This window comes from Streptomyces sp. B8-7, from assembly GCF_058833805.1.
In genome coordinates this window covers 908,762-923,691 of the sequence record NZ_JBYRRL010000002.1, presented here as the reverse complement: position 1 = coordinate 923,691, position 14,930 = coordinate 908,762, and the positions used below count along the sequence as shown (strand labels likewise).

Annotated in this window: 10 protein-coding genes; 4 read left to right on the top strand and 6 right to left on the bottom strand. The window is 74.5% G+C overall.

Going from position 1 to position 14,930, the window contains the following annotated elements:
• Positions 1-208 precede the first annotated feature (208 nt).
• From AC5K6T_RS12635 to AC5K6T_RS12625, 3 genes are all read left to right on the top strand, one after another.
• On the top strand, positions 209-757 hold the full coding sequence (locus tag AC5K6T_RS12635; protein ID WP_493208502.1) for a sigma-70 family RNA polymerase sigma factor: 549 nt from the start codon (positions 209-211) through the stop codon (positions 755-757).
• Between the two features lie 157 nt (positions 758-914).
• Positions 915-1,424: a hypothetical protein gene (locus AC5K6T_RS12630; protein ID WP_493208501.1), complete on the top strand. Its 510-nt coding sequence runs from the start codon at positions 915-917 to the stop codon at positions 1,422-1,424.
• Between the two features lie 339 nt (positions 1,425-1,763).
• On the top strand, positions 1,764-2,414 hold the full coding sequence (locus tag AC5K6T_RS12625) for a zf-HC2 domain-containing protein (RefSeq protein ID WP_493208499.1): 651 nt from the start codon (positions 1,764-1,766) through the stop codon (positions 2,412-2,414).
• Positions 2,415-2,505: 91 nt separating this feature from the next.
• Here AC5K6T_RS12625 and AC5K6T_RS12620 read toward each other — a convergent pair whose 3' ends face one another.
• From AC5K6T_RS12620 to AC5K6T_RS12610, 3 genes are all read right to left on the bottom strand, one after another.
• Positions 2,506-3,060: an isochorismatase family protein gene (locus tag AC5K6T_RS12620; protein WP_493209326.1), complete on the bottom strand. Its 555-nt coding sequence runs from the start codon at positions 3,058-3,060 to the stop codon at positions 2,506-2,508.
• Between the two features lie 90 nt (positions 3,061-3,150).
• Positions 3,151-4,014, bottom strand: coding sequence for an Fpg/Nei family DNA glycosylase (locus tag AC5K6T_RS12615; protein ID WP_493208497.1), 864 nt, complete (start codon positions 4,012-4,014; stop codon positions 3,151-3,153).
• Between the two features lie 31 nt (positions 4,015-4,045).
• Complete coding sequence (locus AC5K6T_RS12610; RefSeq protein ID WP_493208496.1) at positions 4,046-6,130, bottom strand: SpoIIE family protein phosphatase; 2,085 nt, start codon at positions 6,128-6,130, stop codon at positions 4,046-4,048.
• Positions 6,131-6,818: 688 nt separating this feature from the next.
• On the opposite strand from AC5K6T_RS12610, the gene AC5K6T_RS12605 reads away from it, so the two are divergent.
• Positions 6,819-8,255 carry a lipase maturation factor family protein gene (locus AC5K6T_RS12605; protein ID WP_493208495.1) on the top strand — a complete coding sequence of 479 codons (1,437 nt, stop codon included), beginning with the start codon at positions 6,819-6,821 and terminating at the stop codon, positions 8,253-8,255.
• 204 nt (positions 8,256-8,459) lie between these two features.
• On the opposite strand, the gene AC5K6T_RS12600 is transcribed toward AC5K6T_RS12605, so the two are convergent.
• The 3 genes from AC5K6T_RS12600 to AC5K6T_RS12590 are packed head-to-tail and all read right to left on the bottom strand — an operon-like array spanning position 8,460 to position 14,930.
• A complete protein-coding gene (locus AC5K6T_RS12600; RefSeq protein WP_493208493.1) occupies positions 8,460-11,480 on the bottom strand; it encodes an alpha-mannosidase in 3,021 nt (1,006 codons plus the stop codon).
• 28 nt (positions 11,481-11,508) lie between these two features.
• Positions 11,509-13,662 carry an endo-beta-N-acetylglucosaminidase gene (locus tag AC5K6T_RS12595; RefSeq protein WP_493208492.1) on the bottom strand — a complete coding sequence of 718 codons (2,154 nt, stop codon included), beginning with the start codon at positions 13,660-13,662 and terminating at the stop codon, positions 11,509-11,511.
• Positions 13,659-14,930 (bottom strand): glycoside hydrolase 5 family protein, encoded by a 1,272-nt coding sequence (locus tag AC5K6T_RS12590; RefSeq protein WP_493208491.1) that lies wholly within the window; start codon positions 14,928-14,930, stop codon positions 13,659-13,661. The genes AC5K6T_RS12595 and AC5K6T_RS12590 overlap by 4 nt, the downstream gene beginning before the upstream one ends.

Sequence of the window (14,930 nt, the reverse complement as noted above, 5' to 3'; positions counted from 1 at the left end):
CGTCCGGTCCGTCCCGGCGGGGCGTCCGGACCGCTTCTGCGGCCGTTCGCCCGCCCGTTCGCCCGCCCGTTCGTCCGACCGTTCGCCCGACCGTTGGTGACCGTTCGTCCGACCGTTCGTCGACGCGCTCGTCGACGCGTTCGACCGTCCGCCGCACACCCGGGTACGCGATCTGTCCCGGCCGCGTTCCCTGCGGTGGCATACGCCCATGACGGCCGTGACCACGCTCACCACCGGGACGACGACCGCCGAGCACGAGCTCGCCGCCTTGCAGCGGGAGCACGGCCGGCCTCTCTTCGCGCTGCTCCTGCGGCTCTGCGACGGCGACCGGCAGCGCGCCGAGGACCTCGTGCAGGAGACCCTCGTACGGGCCTGGCGGCATCCCGAGGCGCTGCGCGCGGACGCCTTCGACTCCGTGCGGCCCTGGCTGCTCACCGTGGCGCGGCGGCTCGCCATCGACGCCCGCCGGGCCCGGCAGGCCCGCCCGGCCGAGGTCGGGGACGCCGTGCTGGAGAGCGCGCGGGTGTGCGCCGACCACGCCGAGAGATCGGCCGCCGCGGTGGACGTCCGCGAGGCTGTGAAAACCCTCACTCCGGAGCACCGTGAAGTCCTGGTGCTGGTGTATTTCCACGGGGCGAGTGTGGCGGAAGCCGCCGAAACCCTGGGAATCCCACCCGGTACCGTGAAGTCCCGCGCGTACTACGCGCTGCGCGCCCTGCGCCGAGTGCTGCCCGGATACGCGGCCGACCTGCGGTGAAACCGACCGTCAGGTCAAGCCTCCGTAAAGCGCCTTGCCCGGGACCCCGGTTGGGTAATCGGCTGTCCTCATCCGTGTTCCGGATGGGTCCTCCTCTCCGACAGGACGGGGACCCGGGGCCGGGCGTCGCGCACGCACCGGAGGAAGGCAGGAAGGGATGCTGGACAGAGGTCACCCGAGCACGGACGGCCACGACGGCGGGGAACTCGCCGTTCCCATGGCCTGGCTGTACGCCGAGTACATCGCCGACGAGCTCCTGCGGTCCGGGGATCTGATGCCCCCGACGTCGTTCGAGTTCCGGGCCGGCCGGGACGCGCTGGCGCTGACCGTCTTCCTCTCCGACACCGAGGGCGAGCTGTCCGGCATCCGGGTCATCACCCAGCTGGAGACGTGGATGTCGCTGACGGCCTACGACCAGCCGTGGCAGGACTGGGTGCAGCGGCGTCTGGCCGAGCTGGCCGAGGAGGCGCCGGCGGGCGGGGACCCGGCGCCCGACCTCGGCCTCGCCGTGGCCGCCTGGCGCTGGCTGGAGGAGACCGAACTGCTCGCCCCGGACCTCAACGCGGTGCCGGGCGGCGGGGCGGGCGAGGACGAGGGTCCGAAGGTGTGGACCCCGGCATGGCAGCTGGGCCTGCCGCTGGGGCACCTCGCCATCAGCCTCTTCTGACACCCGTCCGGCCCGCCCCGGCCGCGGGCGGGCCGGGACAGCTCCTCGGACGGCGCGGCTGCGGAGGCCCGGAGGGATGCGCGGGGCGGCCCGCACGCGGTCGGCAGGCGGCGGGTCCGCCGGCGCGGCACCGGCCCCCTTCCGACGAGGCGACGGCCCGCGGTGACCCTGTGGTCGGAGCGATTCCGACGTTTTTCCGGCGGCGACCAATCCGCCGGCGGTACGGCTCCGAATCCTCCGGGCCCGATTCCCTCGTGGCTTGAGTGATTCGGTGGTCCGGTGCGTACGGAGGGGAGCAACGCGTAACCCCACCCGTACTCAACGGCACGAGGATTCGGTATGAGGTCCCTTCAGAAGCATGGCGATGTCGCCGCCTACGCGCTCGGCGTGCTCGACGAGGCGGAGGCCTTCCGCTTCGAGGACCACCTCATGGAATGCCCGCGGTGTACGACGCAGGTGGCCGAGTTCGGCCCGGTCACCCGGCAGTTGATGCTCTACCGCAACGCCACCCCGCGCTCCGTGCACCCCATGGCGGCGCCCGGAGGGCGTCTGCTGGACCGCTGTCTGCGCGAGGTCGCCGCCCGCAGCCGGGTCCGGCGCCGGCGGCTGCTCTACGCGGTGGCGGCCGTGGTGGTGCTGGCCGTGGCCGGGCCCGTGATCGCGGCGACCGCGGGCGGCGGGGACGGAGCGCTCAGCGTCGAGGCGGCCGACGAGCGGTCGGGGGTGTGGGCGCGGGTGACCGCGCAGGCGGAGCCCTGGGGCAGCCACGTGGCGCTGGTGGTCAAGGACGCCGCCGGACCGCGGGTGTGCCGGCTCATCGCGATCGGCCGCGACGGCTCCGAGGAGACCGTCACCACCTGGACCGCGTCCCCGCGCGACGCGCGCCCCACCTCCACCCACGGCGGCGCGGCCCTGCGGCCCGACGAGACCGCCCGCTACGAGGTCCGTACCACGGCCGGGGAACGGCTGGTCAGCATCCCGACCCGCTGACCCGGGGCCCGGCCGCGGTGATCCGGCGCCCGGTCCCGTCCACCCCCGCCGCCCGCTGGGGACCACCCGCGCCCGCCGGCCCCCGTCGAGGTCAGCCCGTGAAGTCCACCTCGGCGGTGGCGAGCGTGCCCGCGGTGCGGCCCGGGGCGCTCTGGCCCTGCCAGTAGAAGTTGGTGTGGGCGATGACCTGGGCCGGGGCGGGGGCTCCGTAGGCCGTCAGGTCCTCGGTGGTGTGGGCGTCCCCGACCAGGAACACGTCGTAGCCGCGGGTGAAGGCGCCGTGCACGGTGGAGCGTATGCAGGCGTCGGTCTGGGCGCCGGTGACGAAGATCCGGCCGACGCCCCGCCCGGCCAGCACCTCCTCCAGGTCGGTGTCCTCGAAGGAGTCCCGGTAGCACTTGTGCACGAGGGGCTCGGTGCCGGCGCGCACCAGCTCCGGCGCCAGCTCCCAGCCCTTGCTGCCGCGCGGCAGTTCCTCGTCGGAGTGCTGCACCCAGACCACGTCGACCCCCTCGCCGCGGGCCCGCTCCACCAGGGCGGCGATGTTGGCGGCGACACCCTCGCGGTCGTGCGCGGCGGCCACGACGTCGTTCTGGAAGTCGATGACGAGCAGGGCGCTGTTCGGGCGGTCGGGCAGCGTGGTCACGGCGGGGCCTCCAGGCGGGTCACTCGCATGGCTCATGCGTGGATCATGTGCCGCCCAGCGTAGGGCACCCCACCGACAGTGCGGCCGGGCCTACTTCAGCAGCCGGGACAGCCGGCGGTCGGCGAGCGGCCTGCCACCGGTCTGGCAGGTGGGGCAGTACTGGAGCGAGGAGTCGCTGAAGGAGACCTCCCGCACGGTGTCGCCGCACACCGGGCAGGGCAGGCCGGTGCGGCCGTGGACGCGCATCCCGCTCTTCTTCTCCGCCTTCAGGCGCCCCGCCGCCAGCCCCCGGGACCGCTCCACGGCGTCGGTGAGCGTGGTGCGCAGCGCCTCGTAGAGCGTCGCGGTCTCCTCCGGGGTGAGCGTGGCGGCCCGTTTGAACGGCGACATCCGGGCCGCGTGCAGGATCTCGTCGCTGTAGGCGTTGCCGACGCCCGCGATCAGGCTCTGGTCGCGCAGGGCGCCCTTGACCTGGCGGCGCTCGTCCGCGAGGAGCGCGGCGAACGCGCTCTCGTCGAAGTCGCCGGCCAGCGGGTCGGGGCCCAGCCGGGCGATGCCGGGCACCTCCTCCGGGTCCGCCACGACGTACACCGCCAGGCGCTTCTGGGTGCCCGCCTCCGTCAGGTCGAAGCCCGCGCCGGTCTCCAGGGCGACGCGCAGGGCGAGGGGGCCCCTGCCGGGCCGGGGCATGCCGTCCGGGAGGCGGTCCTTCCACTGCAGCCAGCCCGCCCGCGCCAGATGGGTGACCAGGTACGGCCCGCCGTCGGTGGCCAGCGCCAGGAACTTGCCCCGGCGCCGCACCGCGGTGACCGTGCGGCCCTCGACGGCCGCCGGCGGCGGATCGTAGGTCTTCAGGACACTGACCGCGACCGGCAGCACGCGCACGATCCGCTCACCGGTCAGGTGTCCGGTGAGGAAGTCCTTGAGTGCTTCGACCTCGGGGAGTTCCGGCATGTGTCCAGGGTGCCACCGGCACCGGCCGTGCTCAGCCCGGCTGCACGACCTCGAACTCGCACCACACGCACTTGCCGCCGCCGCGCGCCTCCACCCCCCAGTCGTCGGCGAGCAGGTCGACCAGCATCAGCCCGCGTCCCGAGACCCCCGACTCGCCCGCGTCCCGGGGGCGCGGCAGGGCGCTGGAGGAGTCCTCGACCTCGACGCGGAGCCTGCGGCCGCCGGCCAGCGCCCGCAGGGTGACGATGGCGGCGCCCTCGGTGTGCATCAGGGCGTTGGTGATCAGCTCGTCGGCGGCGAGTTCGATCTCGTCGGCGCGGTCCCGGGCGCCCCAGGCGCGGACCGCGGTCCGGACCATGTGCCGGGCCTCGTGCAGGGCCTCGGGGTCTCCGGGCGCGACGTGCTGCTGCAGCCGGCCGCGTCCGTCGGGGGCTTCCACGCCGCGGCGGCGCAGCAGGAGCAGGGCCACGTCGTCGTCACCACCGCGTTCCTCGGCGAGGTCGATGAGCATGTCGGCCAGGTGCCGCACGTCCTCCGGGCCGGCCGCGATGAGCGAGGCGAGGGCGTCCATGCCGTCGTCGAGGTCGCTGCCGGGCAGCTCGACCAGACCGTCGGTGCACAGCAGCAGGGTGTCGCCGGGGTCCAGCTCGATGGTGGAGACCGGGTAGCTCAGGCCGCCGAACTCCGCGGACAGGCCGAGCGGCAGCCCGCCGTCCACCCGGACGCGGCGGCAGCTGCCGCCGTCCAGCCGGACGAACGGGTCGATGTGTCCGGCCCGGACCACCTGGACGACACCGGTGGCCAGGTCGGCCTCGGCGTACAGGCAGGTCGCGAAGCGGTCGGTGTCGAGTTCGTGCAGGAAGACCGAGGCGCGGGCGATCACGGTGGCGGGGGTGTGGCCCTCGGCCGCGTAGGCGCGCAGCACGATCCGCAGCTGGCCCATGACGGCGGCGGCGTGGGTGTCGTGGCCCTGCACGTCCCCGATGACGGCGCCGACCCGGCCGCCGGGCAGCGGGATCAGGTCGTACCAGTCGCCGCCGATGTCGCGGCCCTGGGAGCCGCCGATGGTGGCGGCGCGGTAGCGGACGGCGACGTCCGCGCCGCGCACGCTGGGGATGGTGCGGGGCAGCATGGCCTGCTGGAGGCCCTGGGCGATGTCGCTCTCCTGCTCGTAGAACATGGCGCGTTGCAGGCTCTGCGCGATGCTGCTGCCGAGGGCGACGAGGATGGTGCGTTCCTCGGAGGTGAAGCCGCTGCGGTTGCTGTAGAGCAGGCCCATCGCACCGATCGGGCGGGCCTGCACGATCAGCGGCAGATAGGCCGCGGACGTGATCCGCAGGTCGGTGATGTGCGGCCAGAGGATCGGGTAGCCGGTCGCGAACTCCTCGGAGGACTCGATGAAGCGCGGGGTCAGCGTGCGCACCACCTCGCTCATCGGGTACGGCTCGTCGATGCCGGTGACGTCGGTGCCGGGCACGAAGCTGCCCGCGGGCCCCTCGGCGATGAGCCGGATGCGGTCTCCCTCCACCAGGCCCATCACCAGGCTGGTGGCGCCGAGGTGGGTGAGCCCGTGGGTGTCCTTGAGGACGTCGATGACGTCCTGGACGGTGCGGGCATGGGCCAGTGCGGCCGTGGCGACCTGCACGACGTTGGTCTGCTCGCGCAGCGCGTCGTCGAGTTCGAGGCGCTCGCGGCGGGAGGCGATGTCGGTGAGTTCCTGGGTGGCGTCGCGGACGATGCCGATGATCCGGCGCGGCCGGCCGGTCTCGTCGCGCCGGATGTAGCCCTGGGTGTGCGTCCAGCGCAGGGCGCCGTCGCGGCAGCGGACCCGGAAGTAGGCGCCGTAGTTCTCGCTGCCGTCCTTCAGCGCCTGCGAGACGGCCGCGTCGAGACGGCGCCCCTCGTCGGCCGGTACCCGCTGGTCGAGCGTCTCGGGGCGGCCGTCGAACTCCTCGGGCAGCACGTCGAAGACCGCGTGGGCCTGGGCGTCCATCACCATCAGGCCGGTGTCCAGGTCCCAGTCGAAGCTGCCCATGCGGTTCAGCACGAGGACCGCTTTCGCGTGGGCGGGCCAGTCGTCCGGGAGTGACAGCGCGCCTGCTCCCCGATCACCCATGGAGCCACCTTGCCAGGGTTCGCCGGATTCTTCGAGTGGGATCGACCGGCCTGCGCGGGGCTCCCCCGGTCCCGGACGTGCCCCGCATCCGCCCCCGGGGCGACCGGGATCCGGCCCCGGATGCGACCGGAGTGCACCCCGGATGCGCCTCGGATGCGCTCCGCACGCGCCCCGTTCGGACCGGGTGTGCCGTGCCGCAGCGCCGCTCACCGGGTGGCGCGCAGGGCCCCGGAGAGTCACCGGTGGCCGGGCGGGGGGGCCGGGCCGTCGGGCCGTCCCGGTGGCCGGGTCCGGGAGGCGGACCGGCCGGGGGCGGACGGGTGACGGCGCCGCCCTCCTCCGCCCGGCCTCGGTCCCCGCCCTGCCCGCACCTGCTTCACTCACCCTGGGTCACACACGAGGGCCATTCCCTCACAGAACGTGACGAAAGGGGGTGCCCGGAGTCCTGCCCCCGGAGGCGTGCGGCCGCCCGCGGATCCGCGGCCCCACCGTCCCCGAGCCCCCGCCGTCCCCGCCGTACCCACCGTCCCCGCCCGGCTCGGTCCCGCCCGCCCCGTTCCGTGCCGCCCCGCTTCATACCGTCTCGTTCTGTTCCGCCCCGCTTCATGCCGCCCCGCTTCATGCCGCCCCGTTCCGTGCCGTCTCGTTCTGTTCCGTCCGCGACAATGTGAAGGAGAGGAGCACGGCCGTGGACTGGTTCGCCGCACCCGACTACTGGATGACCCGGCTGGTCTTCCAGCGGGCCCTGGCCGCCGTGTATCTCGTGGCCTTCCTGGCCGCGCTCCGGCAGTTCCGCCCCCTGATGGGCGAGCGCGGCCTGCTGCCGATCCCCCGCTTCGTGGCCCTGGTGCCCTTCCGGCGGGCCCCCAGCCTGTTCCGGCTGCACTACTCCGACCGCTTCTTCGCGGGCTGCGCCGGGGCGGGCTGCGCGGTGTCCGCGGCGCTGCTCGCCGGGCTGGACTCGCTGCTGCCGCTGTGGGGCGGGATGCTGCTGTGGCTGGTGCCGTGGGCGCTGTACCTGTCGGTGGTCAACGTCGGTCAGACCTGGTACGCGTTCGGGTGGGAGTCCCTGCTCCTGGAGGTGGGCTTCCTGGCCGTGTTCCTCGGCAACGAGGAGGTCGCCCCTCCGGTCGTGGTGCTGTTCCTGCTGCGCTGGATCCTGTTCCGGGTGGAGTTCGGCGCGGGTCTGATCAAGATGCGCGGCGACCCCTGCTGGCGGAACCTGACGTGCCTGTACCACCACCACGAGACCCAGCCGATGCCCGGCCCGCTCAGCTGGTTCTTCCATCACCTGCCCCGTCCGCTGCACCGGGTGGAGGCGGGTGCCAACCATGTCGTCCAACTGGGTGTGCCCTTCCTGCTGTTCACTCCTCAGCCGGTGGCCTCGGTGGCCGCCACGCTGATGATCGTCACCCAGCTGTGGCTGCTGCTGTCCGGGAACTTCGCCTGGCTGAACTGGATCACCGTGGTGCTGGCGCTGTCGGCGGTGCGCTTCCCGGCGGACCCCCCGTCCACGCCCGGGGCGCCGCTCTGGTACGAGGTCCTGGTGCTCGCCGTGGCCGCGCTGCTCCTCGTGCTGAGCGTTCAGCCGGTGCGGAACATGGTGTCCCGGCGGCAGGTGATGAACCGCTCCTTCGACCCGCTGCATCTCGTCAACACCTACGGCGCGTTCGGCAGCGTCAACCAGATCCGGTACGAGGTGGTGGTCGAGGGCACCCGGGACGACACGCCGCGCCCCGGGTCCGACTGGCGGGAGTACGAGTTCCGGGGCAAGCCGGGAGACCCCCGGCGCTGGCCACGCCAGTTCGCGCCCTACCATCTGCGGCTGGACTGGCTGATGTGGTTCGCCGGGCTGTCCCCCGCCTACGCCGGAGAATGGTTCGGCGCGTTCGTGGAGCGCCTGCTGGAGGGCGACCGGGCGACGCTGCGGCTGCTGCGCCGCTCGCCGTTCCCGCCGGACGCCCCGCCCCGGTACGTGCGGGCCCGGCTGTTCCGCTACCGGTACACGACGTGGCGGGAGCTGCGGGAGACCGGGGCGTGCTGGCAGCGGACGTACGTACGCGAGTACCTGCCGCCGACCCGGCTGTCGGCACCCGCCCGCGGGGCCGGCCCGGAGCCGGGCTGACCCGGAGCGGTCCGCGCGGCCGGAACGACGGGCGAAGGGCTGGACCGGCCGGCGCCCGGCAGCCGCCGGGGGGCGGCGGACGACCGCCGCGGACGGCGGACGGCAGGCCGGGACGAAGGCGGCCGGTCAAGGCGGGGGACGACCCTCCGGTGGAACGCCTGGCCGGGCCGGGGCGACGGGCCGCGCCGCCCCGGCCGCACTCCGTCAGGCCCGCTTCAGCCGCAGCGTCACCAGCTCGAAGGGCCTGAGGCCGACGGTGATCCGGCCCGCGTCCAGGCGCGGCGCGGGCCTCCCCGGCAGGGGGCGTTCCAGCAGGTCGGTGACCTCGGCCCCGGTCGCCTCGAAGCCGGGGGCGAGAGTGGCGCGGCAGCGGCCGCCGTGGGCCTCGTGGAACCGCACGACCACGTCCCCGCTGCCGTCGTCGGCCAGCTTCACGGCCGTGACCACGACGGCGTCCCGGTCGACCGCGATCAGCGGGGCGACGTCGGCCGCTCCGGTCAGCCGGCGCTCGGGGAGGTTCACCCGCCATCCCTCGCGGACCGCGTCGGCGATCTCCGCGCCCGGTACCAGCGCGTGCCGGAAGCGGTGGACGCCCTGGTCGGTCTCCGGGTCCGGGAAACGGGGGGCGCGCAGCAGTGAGACACGGACCGTGGTGGTGGTGCCGAGGTCGCCCTCCGTGCGCACGTCGCGGGTGACGTCGTGGCCGTAGGTGGAGTCGTTGACGACCGCCACGCCCCAGCCGGGTTCCGCGAGGTGCACGAAGCGGTGGTTGCAGGCCTCGAACTTGGCCGCCTCCCAGCTGGTGTTGGTGTGGGTGGGCCGGTGCACATGCCCGTACTGGGTCTCCGAGGCGTACCGTTCGGCGTGCACGTCCAGCGGGAAGGCGAGCTTGAGGAACTTCTCCGTCTCGTGCCAGTCGACCTCGGTGTCCAGCACCAGCCGCTTCTCCCCCGGAGGCACGGAGAGCAGCTGGGTGACGCGGGACGAGCCGAAGGTGCGGACGACCCGCACGCCGGTGCCGTCCTCGGCGGCCGCGACCTCGTCGGCGTCGGTGAGGTCGGTGACGGTGTTCCGGTAGAACCGGTCGACGTCCCAGGCGTCCCACATGTTCGGGAAGTCCGGGTGGAGCTGGAGGAGGTTCGCGGCCCGGCCGGGGGCGACGGTCTCGCGGCCGGCCTCGATGTCGTACACGGAGACGACGAGTCCGGCGGCGTCGACCTCGGCCCGCAGCATCCCGTTGGCGAGGACGAATCCGCCGTCCGGGCGGGGCGTCACGGCCGCTCGCGGCGGGGCGTCCGGGGTGCCGGCGGCTCCGGCGGGGACGCCCGCGCGGGTGTGCGGGGCGGCGTTGAAGAGGAGTTCCCTGGTGCCGTCCCCCGCCAGGGCGCGCTGCGCGGCGTCGATGATGCCGTTCAGCTCCCCGGCCACGCGGGCGTAGGTCTGGCGGGCCTCCCGGTGCACCCAGGCGATGGAGGAGCCGGGCAGGATGTCGTGGAACTGGTGCAGCAGGACCGTCTTCCAGATGCGGTCGAGGTCCTCGTAGGGGTAGGGGTGGCCGGTGCGCACCGCGGCGGTCGCCGCCCACAGTTCGGCCTCGTGCAGGAGGTGTTCGCTGCGCCGGTTGCCCTGCTTGGTCTGGGCCTGGCTGGTCAGGGTGGCGCGGTGCAGTTCGAGGTAGAGCTCGCCGACCCAGACCGGGGGTTCGGGGTACTCGGCCTCGGCCTTGGCGAAGAACGCGGAGGGGGTCTCCCAGGTGACGGTGGCCGAGCCCTCCAGGTCGCGCAGGCGGGCGGCCTTGCCGACCATCTCCCGGGTGGTGCCGCCGCCTCCGTCGCCCCAGCCGGTGGGGGCCAGGGAGTGGCGGGCGACGCCCTTGTCCTTGAAGTTGCGGGCGGCGTGGGCGATCTCGCTGCCCTTCATGGAGCAGTTGTAGGTGTCGACGGGCGGGAAGTGGGTGAAGATGCGGGTGCCGTCGATGCCCTCCCAGCGGAAGGTGTGGTGGGGGAAGGAGTTCGTCTGCGACCAGGAGATCTTCTGGGTGAGCAGCCGGGTGGTGCCCGCCGCCTTGATGATCTGCGGCAGGCCGGCGGCGAAGCCGAAGGTGTCGGGGAGCCAGGCCTCGTCGTTGTCGACGCCGAATTCCTCGATGAAGAACCGTTTGCCGTGCACGAACTGACGGGCCATGGCCTCCGAGCCGGGCATGTTGGTGTCGGACTCCACCCACATGCCGCCGGCGGGCACGAACCGGCCGTCCGCGACGGCCTTGCGGACCCTCGCCCACACCTCGGGCCGGTGCTCCTTCACCCACGCCCACTGCTGCGCCTGCGACATGGCGAAGACGAAGTCGGGCTCGTCCTCCAGCAGGGCGGTCATGTTGGCGGTGGTGCGGGCGACCTTGCGGACGGTCTCGCGCAGCGGCCACAGCCAGGCCGAGTCGATGTGCGCGTGGCCGACGGCGCTGATGCGGTGGGCGGAGGGTGCGGCGGGCGCGGACAGTGCGGGCCCCAGCAGCGAACGGGCCTGCTCCGCGGTGGCGTTGACGTCCTGGAGGTCGACGGCGTCCAGGGCCTGCTCGACGCAGCGGAGGATCTCCCAGCGGCGGGGGGCGTCGGCGGGCAGCTCCGCCATCAGTTCGCCGAGCACCTCCAGGTCGAGGACCAGCTCCCAGACGGTGTCGTCGAAGACGGCGAGGTCCATCCGGGCGAGGGTGTACTGCGGTTCGCCACCCGCGGTGTCCTTGTCCCCGAGGGGGGTGGGCCGGAAGGGGTGGTAGTCCAGGATGACGGGGTTGGAGGCGGCCTCGATGTGCAGGCGCACCTCCTCCCCGCCCTCGGCGGGCGCGGCGATCCGCACCCACTGGTTGCGCGGGTTGAGGCCCTTGACGGGGGTGCCGTCGGGCCGGTAGACGAGGCCCTCGCACTGGAAGCCGGGCATGTTCTCGTCGAATCCGAGGTCGAGGACGGCCTCGACGGTGCGGCCGGCCCACTCCTCGGGCACGGTCCCGGTCACCCGGAACCAGCTGGTTCCCCAGGGAGCACCCCACCGGGCGCCCGTCCCGGTCGGCCGGGGCTCGGCCGCGATGCCCTCGGCGACCGGGACCGGCTCGTCCGGGGCGTGCCAGACGGCCACGTCCAGCGGCACGGACGCGGGGTACACGGCGGGGCGGATGCGTTCGTCGAGGACGCGCCGCAGCCGGGCCTCGACGAGAGTGCGGTCGTCATGCATGTGGGGTGCTCCGTGGGTGGTCTCGGTGCTACCAGGTGTGGGTCACGGTGGCGGGGGCCGACGAGGTGTACAGCTCCCCCACGGCGCGCAGTTCGAACCGCGCCGCGCGTTCGCCCTGCTCCGGGGTGAGTCCTTCGACGAAGAAGGCGCTCTGGCAGGTGCCGCCGAGGTGGCGGCGGGTGCCGTCGGGCAGGAGGCGGTCCAGGGTGTGGTGGCGTACCCCGCCGGGGGCGGGGTTCCAGGCGAGGCGCAGGTCGCCGCCGGTGGCGGCGGTGACGCGGAAGCAGCGGGGGGCGGCCGGGCGCGCGGGCGGTGCGCTGCGCACGGCGATCCGGCCGAGCCGCCAGCGCACGGGGCCGGATCCGGGTGCCGGGGTGAGACGGACGCCCAGGGCGTGCAGGGTGCCGCCGGTCCGGGCGAGGTCCCGGAGCGGGACGGTGGCGGTGTGCCAGCCGTTCACCGGCCGGGGGTGCGCTGCCGCGGCGCCGCGCGGCCCGGGCGGGCTGCCGGCGTCCGGGTGCTCCGCCTGCGCCGTGTCCCGGGCAGGGCGCAGGCGCCCGGCGGGCGGGGGGACCGGCAGGAAGGTGTACGGCGGTGCGGCCGGCCCCGGCTGCGGCTCCCGCGCGGCCGCCGCCAGCTCGACTCCGGCGCTGCCCGCGTCCAGCCGGTACGTCACCTCGGCCACGGTGTCCGCGGTGAGGCCGAGCCGGGTGGCGTAGAGGTCCAGCACCACGGGCGCGTCCAGCTCCCCCGTGACCAGGACGCTGCTCCCGCCCTGCCAGGCGTCGGCGAAGTCGAAGGCCACGGCGGGGCGGGTGCCGTCGGTGTGCACGGCCCAGCGGCGGGACGGCAGCCGGTCCTGCAGGCCCAGGTGGTTCCACGGCCGGTCCGAGGTGACCTGCCCCCGCTCGTACCAGCGCAGGCCGTGGCCGGTGTTGAACACGCTGGCGAACGGCAGCCGGGTCACCGTCGAGCGGTCGGCGACCACGGCGGCGGGGGCCCGCCACGGGTCGGCGGGGTCCGGCCGGGTCGGGTCCAGCGAGCGTCCGGTCCAGAAGCGGTCGTCCGCGGCGTGGAAGTCCTCCGGCGCGCGGGCGTCGTCCGGGAGGTGGTTGCGGGTCCACTCGGGCCGGTAGAAGCCGACGGAGACCACGTCGGGCGCGTCGGCGGGCACCATGGCGTCCCAGTCGACGCGGGTGTTCCAGCCGTTGGACTCGACGTCGACGCCGGCCAGCAGCGCGTAGCGGCTGCGGCCCAGCTGCTCGGCGCGCTGTCCGGAGGACGCGAGCCGGCCGGCGGTCCAGCGGAAGTCGACGAACATGTCGTCGGCGGCGGCGAAGAACGGCTCGTTCGCGGCGGTGAGGCCGCCCTGCCAGCTCACGGTGCCGTTCACCGTCATCGCGTCGTACCAGGTCACGCGCTGGCCGCGGGCCGCGGCCAGCGTTCTCAGCTCGGCGACGAAGCCCAGCACGGCCGCGCCGAGCGCGGCGTTGCCGCCGCCGGTCTCGGCGTTGACGAACCATCCGTCGAACCCGTACGCGGTGGCGACCTCGACGAGTTGCGCGGCCAGCGGGTAGCGGCCGGCGGCGTCCCGCTGGACCAGGTCGCGGGTCCAGCTCAGTCGGCCGCCGTAGACGGTGGGCGGCAGGAAGACGTTGCCGAGGACGCGGACGCCGTGCCGGTGGGCCGCGTCCACGATCGGCGCGTTGGGGGCCAGCACGAGTCCCTCGCCGGACGAGCCGCCCCAGAAGACGAGCTCGTCGAGGTAGGCCCAGTGGGTGAGGGCGTAGTAGTCGGCGGTGGCGGAGCCCTGCGACGGGTTGGCGGCGGTCGGCGCGAAGGAGACCAGTGCCTGGATGCGGGCCTCGCCGTCACGGGCGGTGGCGTTGGCGGCGGCGGGGGTGAAGCGGGGGGCGAGCGGGACGGTGGAGGCGTTGAGGGCGAGGTCGGGGTCGTCGGCGGCGCGCCAGTCCTTCAGGCTGCGCCAGGTGATGCCGGGGCCGGGCGTGCCGTCGGGCAGCGCGTCGGGGTACCAGTAGGAGGCGTACGGCGGGACGGCGCCGGCCGGCGTGCCGGTGCCCGGGTCCGCGGAGCGGCCGGCGGCAGCGGCGGGGGCGGGCAGGGCCGGCAGCAGTGCGGCGGCGGTGCCGGCGGCCAGCAGGGTGCGTCGGGCGGGGTTCACGGGCGGGTCCCTCCGGGGATCGGGTGGGGGGCGGGCCGTACCTGGTCGGGCGTGACGGTCTCGGTGATGCCGCGGGCGGCGAGGTGCTCGGGGTCGCCGGCGCGGGTGTCGAGGACGGTGGTGGGGCGGGCCCCGTCGGCGGTGAGCCGGAAGAAGGCGTCGAAGACGGGCCCGCCGGGTGCGCAGCGCGAGCGTGCGGCCGGGTCGGCGGGGACGACGAGCGCGGTGGTGCGGGGGCGGGGGCGGGGGGACGCCGCGGCGGCGGCGGCCGCGCGGGACAGGGCGTGGGCCGCTTCCTTGGGGCGCCGGTCGTTGGTCAGCAGCCCCAAGCCGTACTCCAGTTCGGGGAAGTCGGCGAGGGAGCGGGAGACGTCGTGGGAGCACCACCAGGTGATGCCCCAGAGGTCCGGGCAGTCCAGGGCGTTGGCGACGGTGGCGGCGGTGAAGGCGGCCGCGTGCTCGGGCGGGATCAGCGGGGCGGGGGCGCCGACCTCCTGGAGCCAGACGGGGCGGTGCGCCTCGCCGGCCCAGGCCTTGGCGAGTTCGACGAGGTAGGCGGCGTGGTGCTCGGTGGGCAGGGAGGTGCGGCCGTGGCGCTGGGCGGTGCCGTTGAACACCCAGGAGTGCACGGCGGTGACGGCGCCGCTCCGGGCGGCCTGCCGGGGTGTGAACGGCTGGTCGTCGCGGAACCAGGTGGCGTCGTACTCGGCGTGCAGATGGAGCCGGCCGGGCGCGCCCTCCTCGCAGGCGGCCAGCATCCGCTCCAGCCAGGCGTCGATCTCGTCGGCGGTGGCGCGGTCGGGGTCGGGGTGGGGGTCGCCGGCGAACTGGTTGATCTCGTTGCCGAGGGTGAGGCCGAGGAAGTTGGGCTTTCCGGCCAGCGCGGCGGCGAGGGTGCGCAGGTAGGCGGCCTGCGCTTCGAGGACGCCGGGGTCGGTGAACAGGTTGTGCCGGTGCCAGGTCCGGGTCCAGGCGGGCAGGAAGTCGAAGCTGCTGAGATGGCCCTGGAGTCCGTCCACGGCGACGTCGAGGCCGCGTTCCCGGGCGGCGTCGACGAGCTGGGTCAGCTGCTCCACGGCGCGCGGCCGGATCAGGGAGCGGTTCGGCTGGAAGTAGGGCCAGATCGGGAAGACCCGGACGTGGTCCAGGCCGAGCGCGGCGACGGAGTCCAGGTCGGCGCGTACGGAGTCGAGGTCGAAGTCGAGCCAGTGGTGGAACCACCCTTCGCTGGGGGTGTAGTTGACGCCGAAGCGCACGGCAGCAGGCAT

Excerpts from the sequence above, each read along its gene's own strand:
- AC5K6T_RS12635 (WP_493208502.1), top strand. The coding sequence starts at position 209 with ATGACGGCCGTGACCACGCTCACCACCGGGACGACGACCGCCGAGCAC.
- AC5K6T_RS12630 (WP_493208501.1), top strand. The coding sequence starts at position 915 with ATGCTGGACAGAGGTCACCCGAGCACGGACGGCCACGACGGCGGGGAA.
- AC5K6T_RS12625 (WP_493208499.1), top strand. The coding sequence starts at position 1,764 with ATGAGGTCCCTTCAGAAGCATGGCGATGTCGCCGCCTACGCGCTCGGC.
- AC5K6T_RS12615 (WP_493208497.1), bottom strand. The coding sequence starts at position 4,014 with ATGCCGGAACTCCCCGAGGTCGAAGCACTCAAGGACTTCCTCACCGGA.
- AC5K6T_RS12610 (WP_493208496.1), bottom strand. The coding sequence starts at position 6,130 with ATGGGTGATCGGGGAGCAGGCGCGCTGTCACTCCCGGACGACTGGCCC.
- AC5K6T_RS12600 (WP_493208493.1), bottom strand. The coding sequence starts at position 11,480 with ATGCATGACGACCGCACTCTCGTCGAGGCCCGGCTGCGGCGCGTCCTC.
- AC5K6T_RS12590 (WP_493208491.1), bottom strand. The coding sequence starts at position 14,930 with ATGCCTGCTGCCGTGCGCTTCGGCGTCAACTACACCCCCAGCGAAGGG.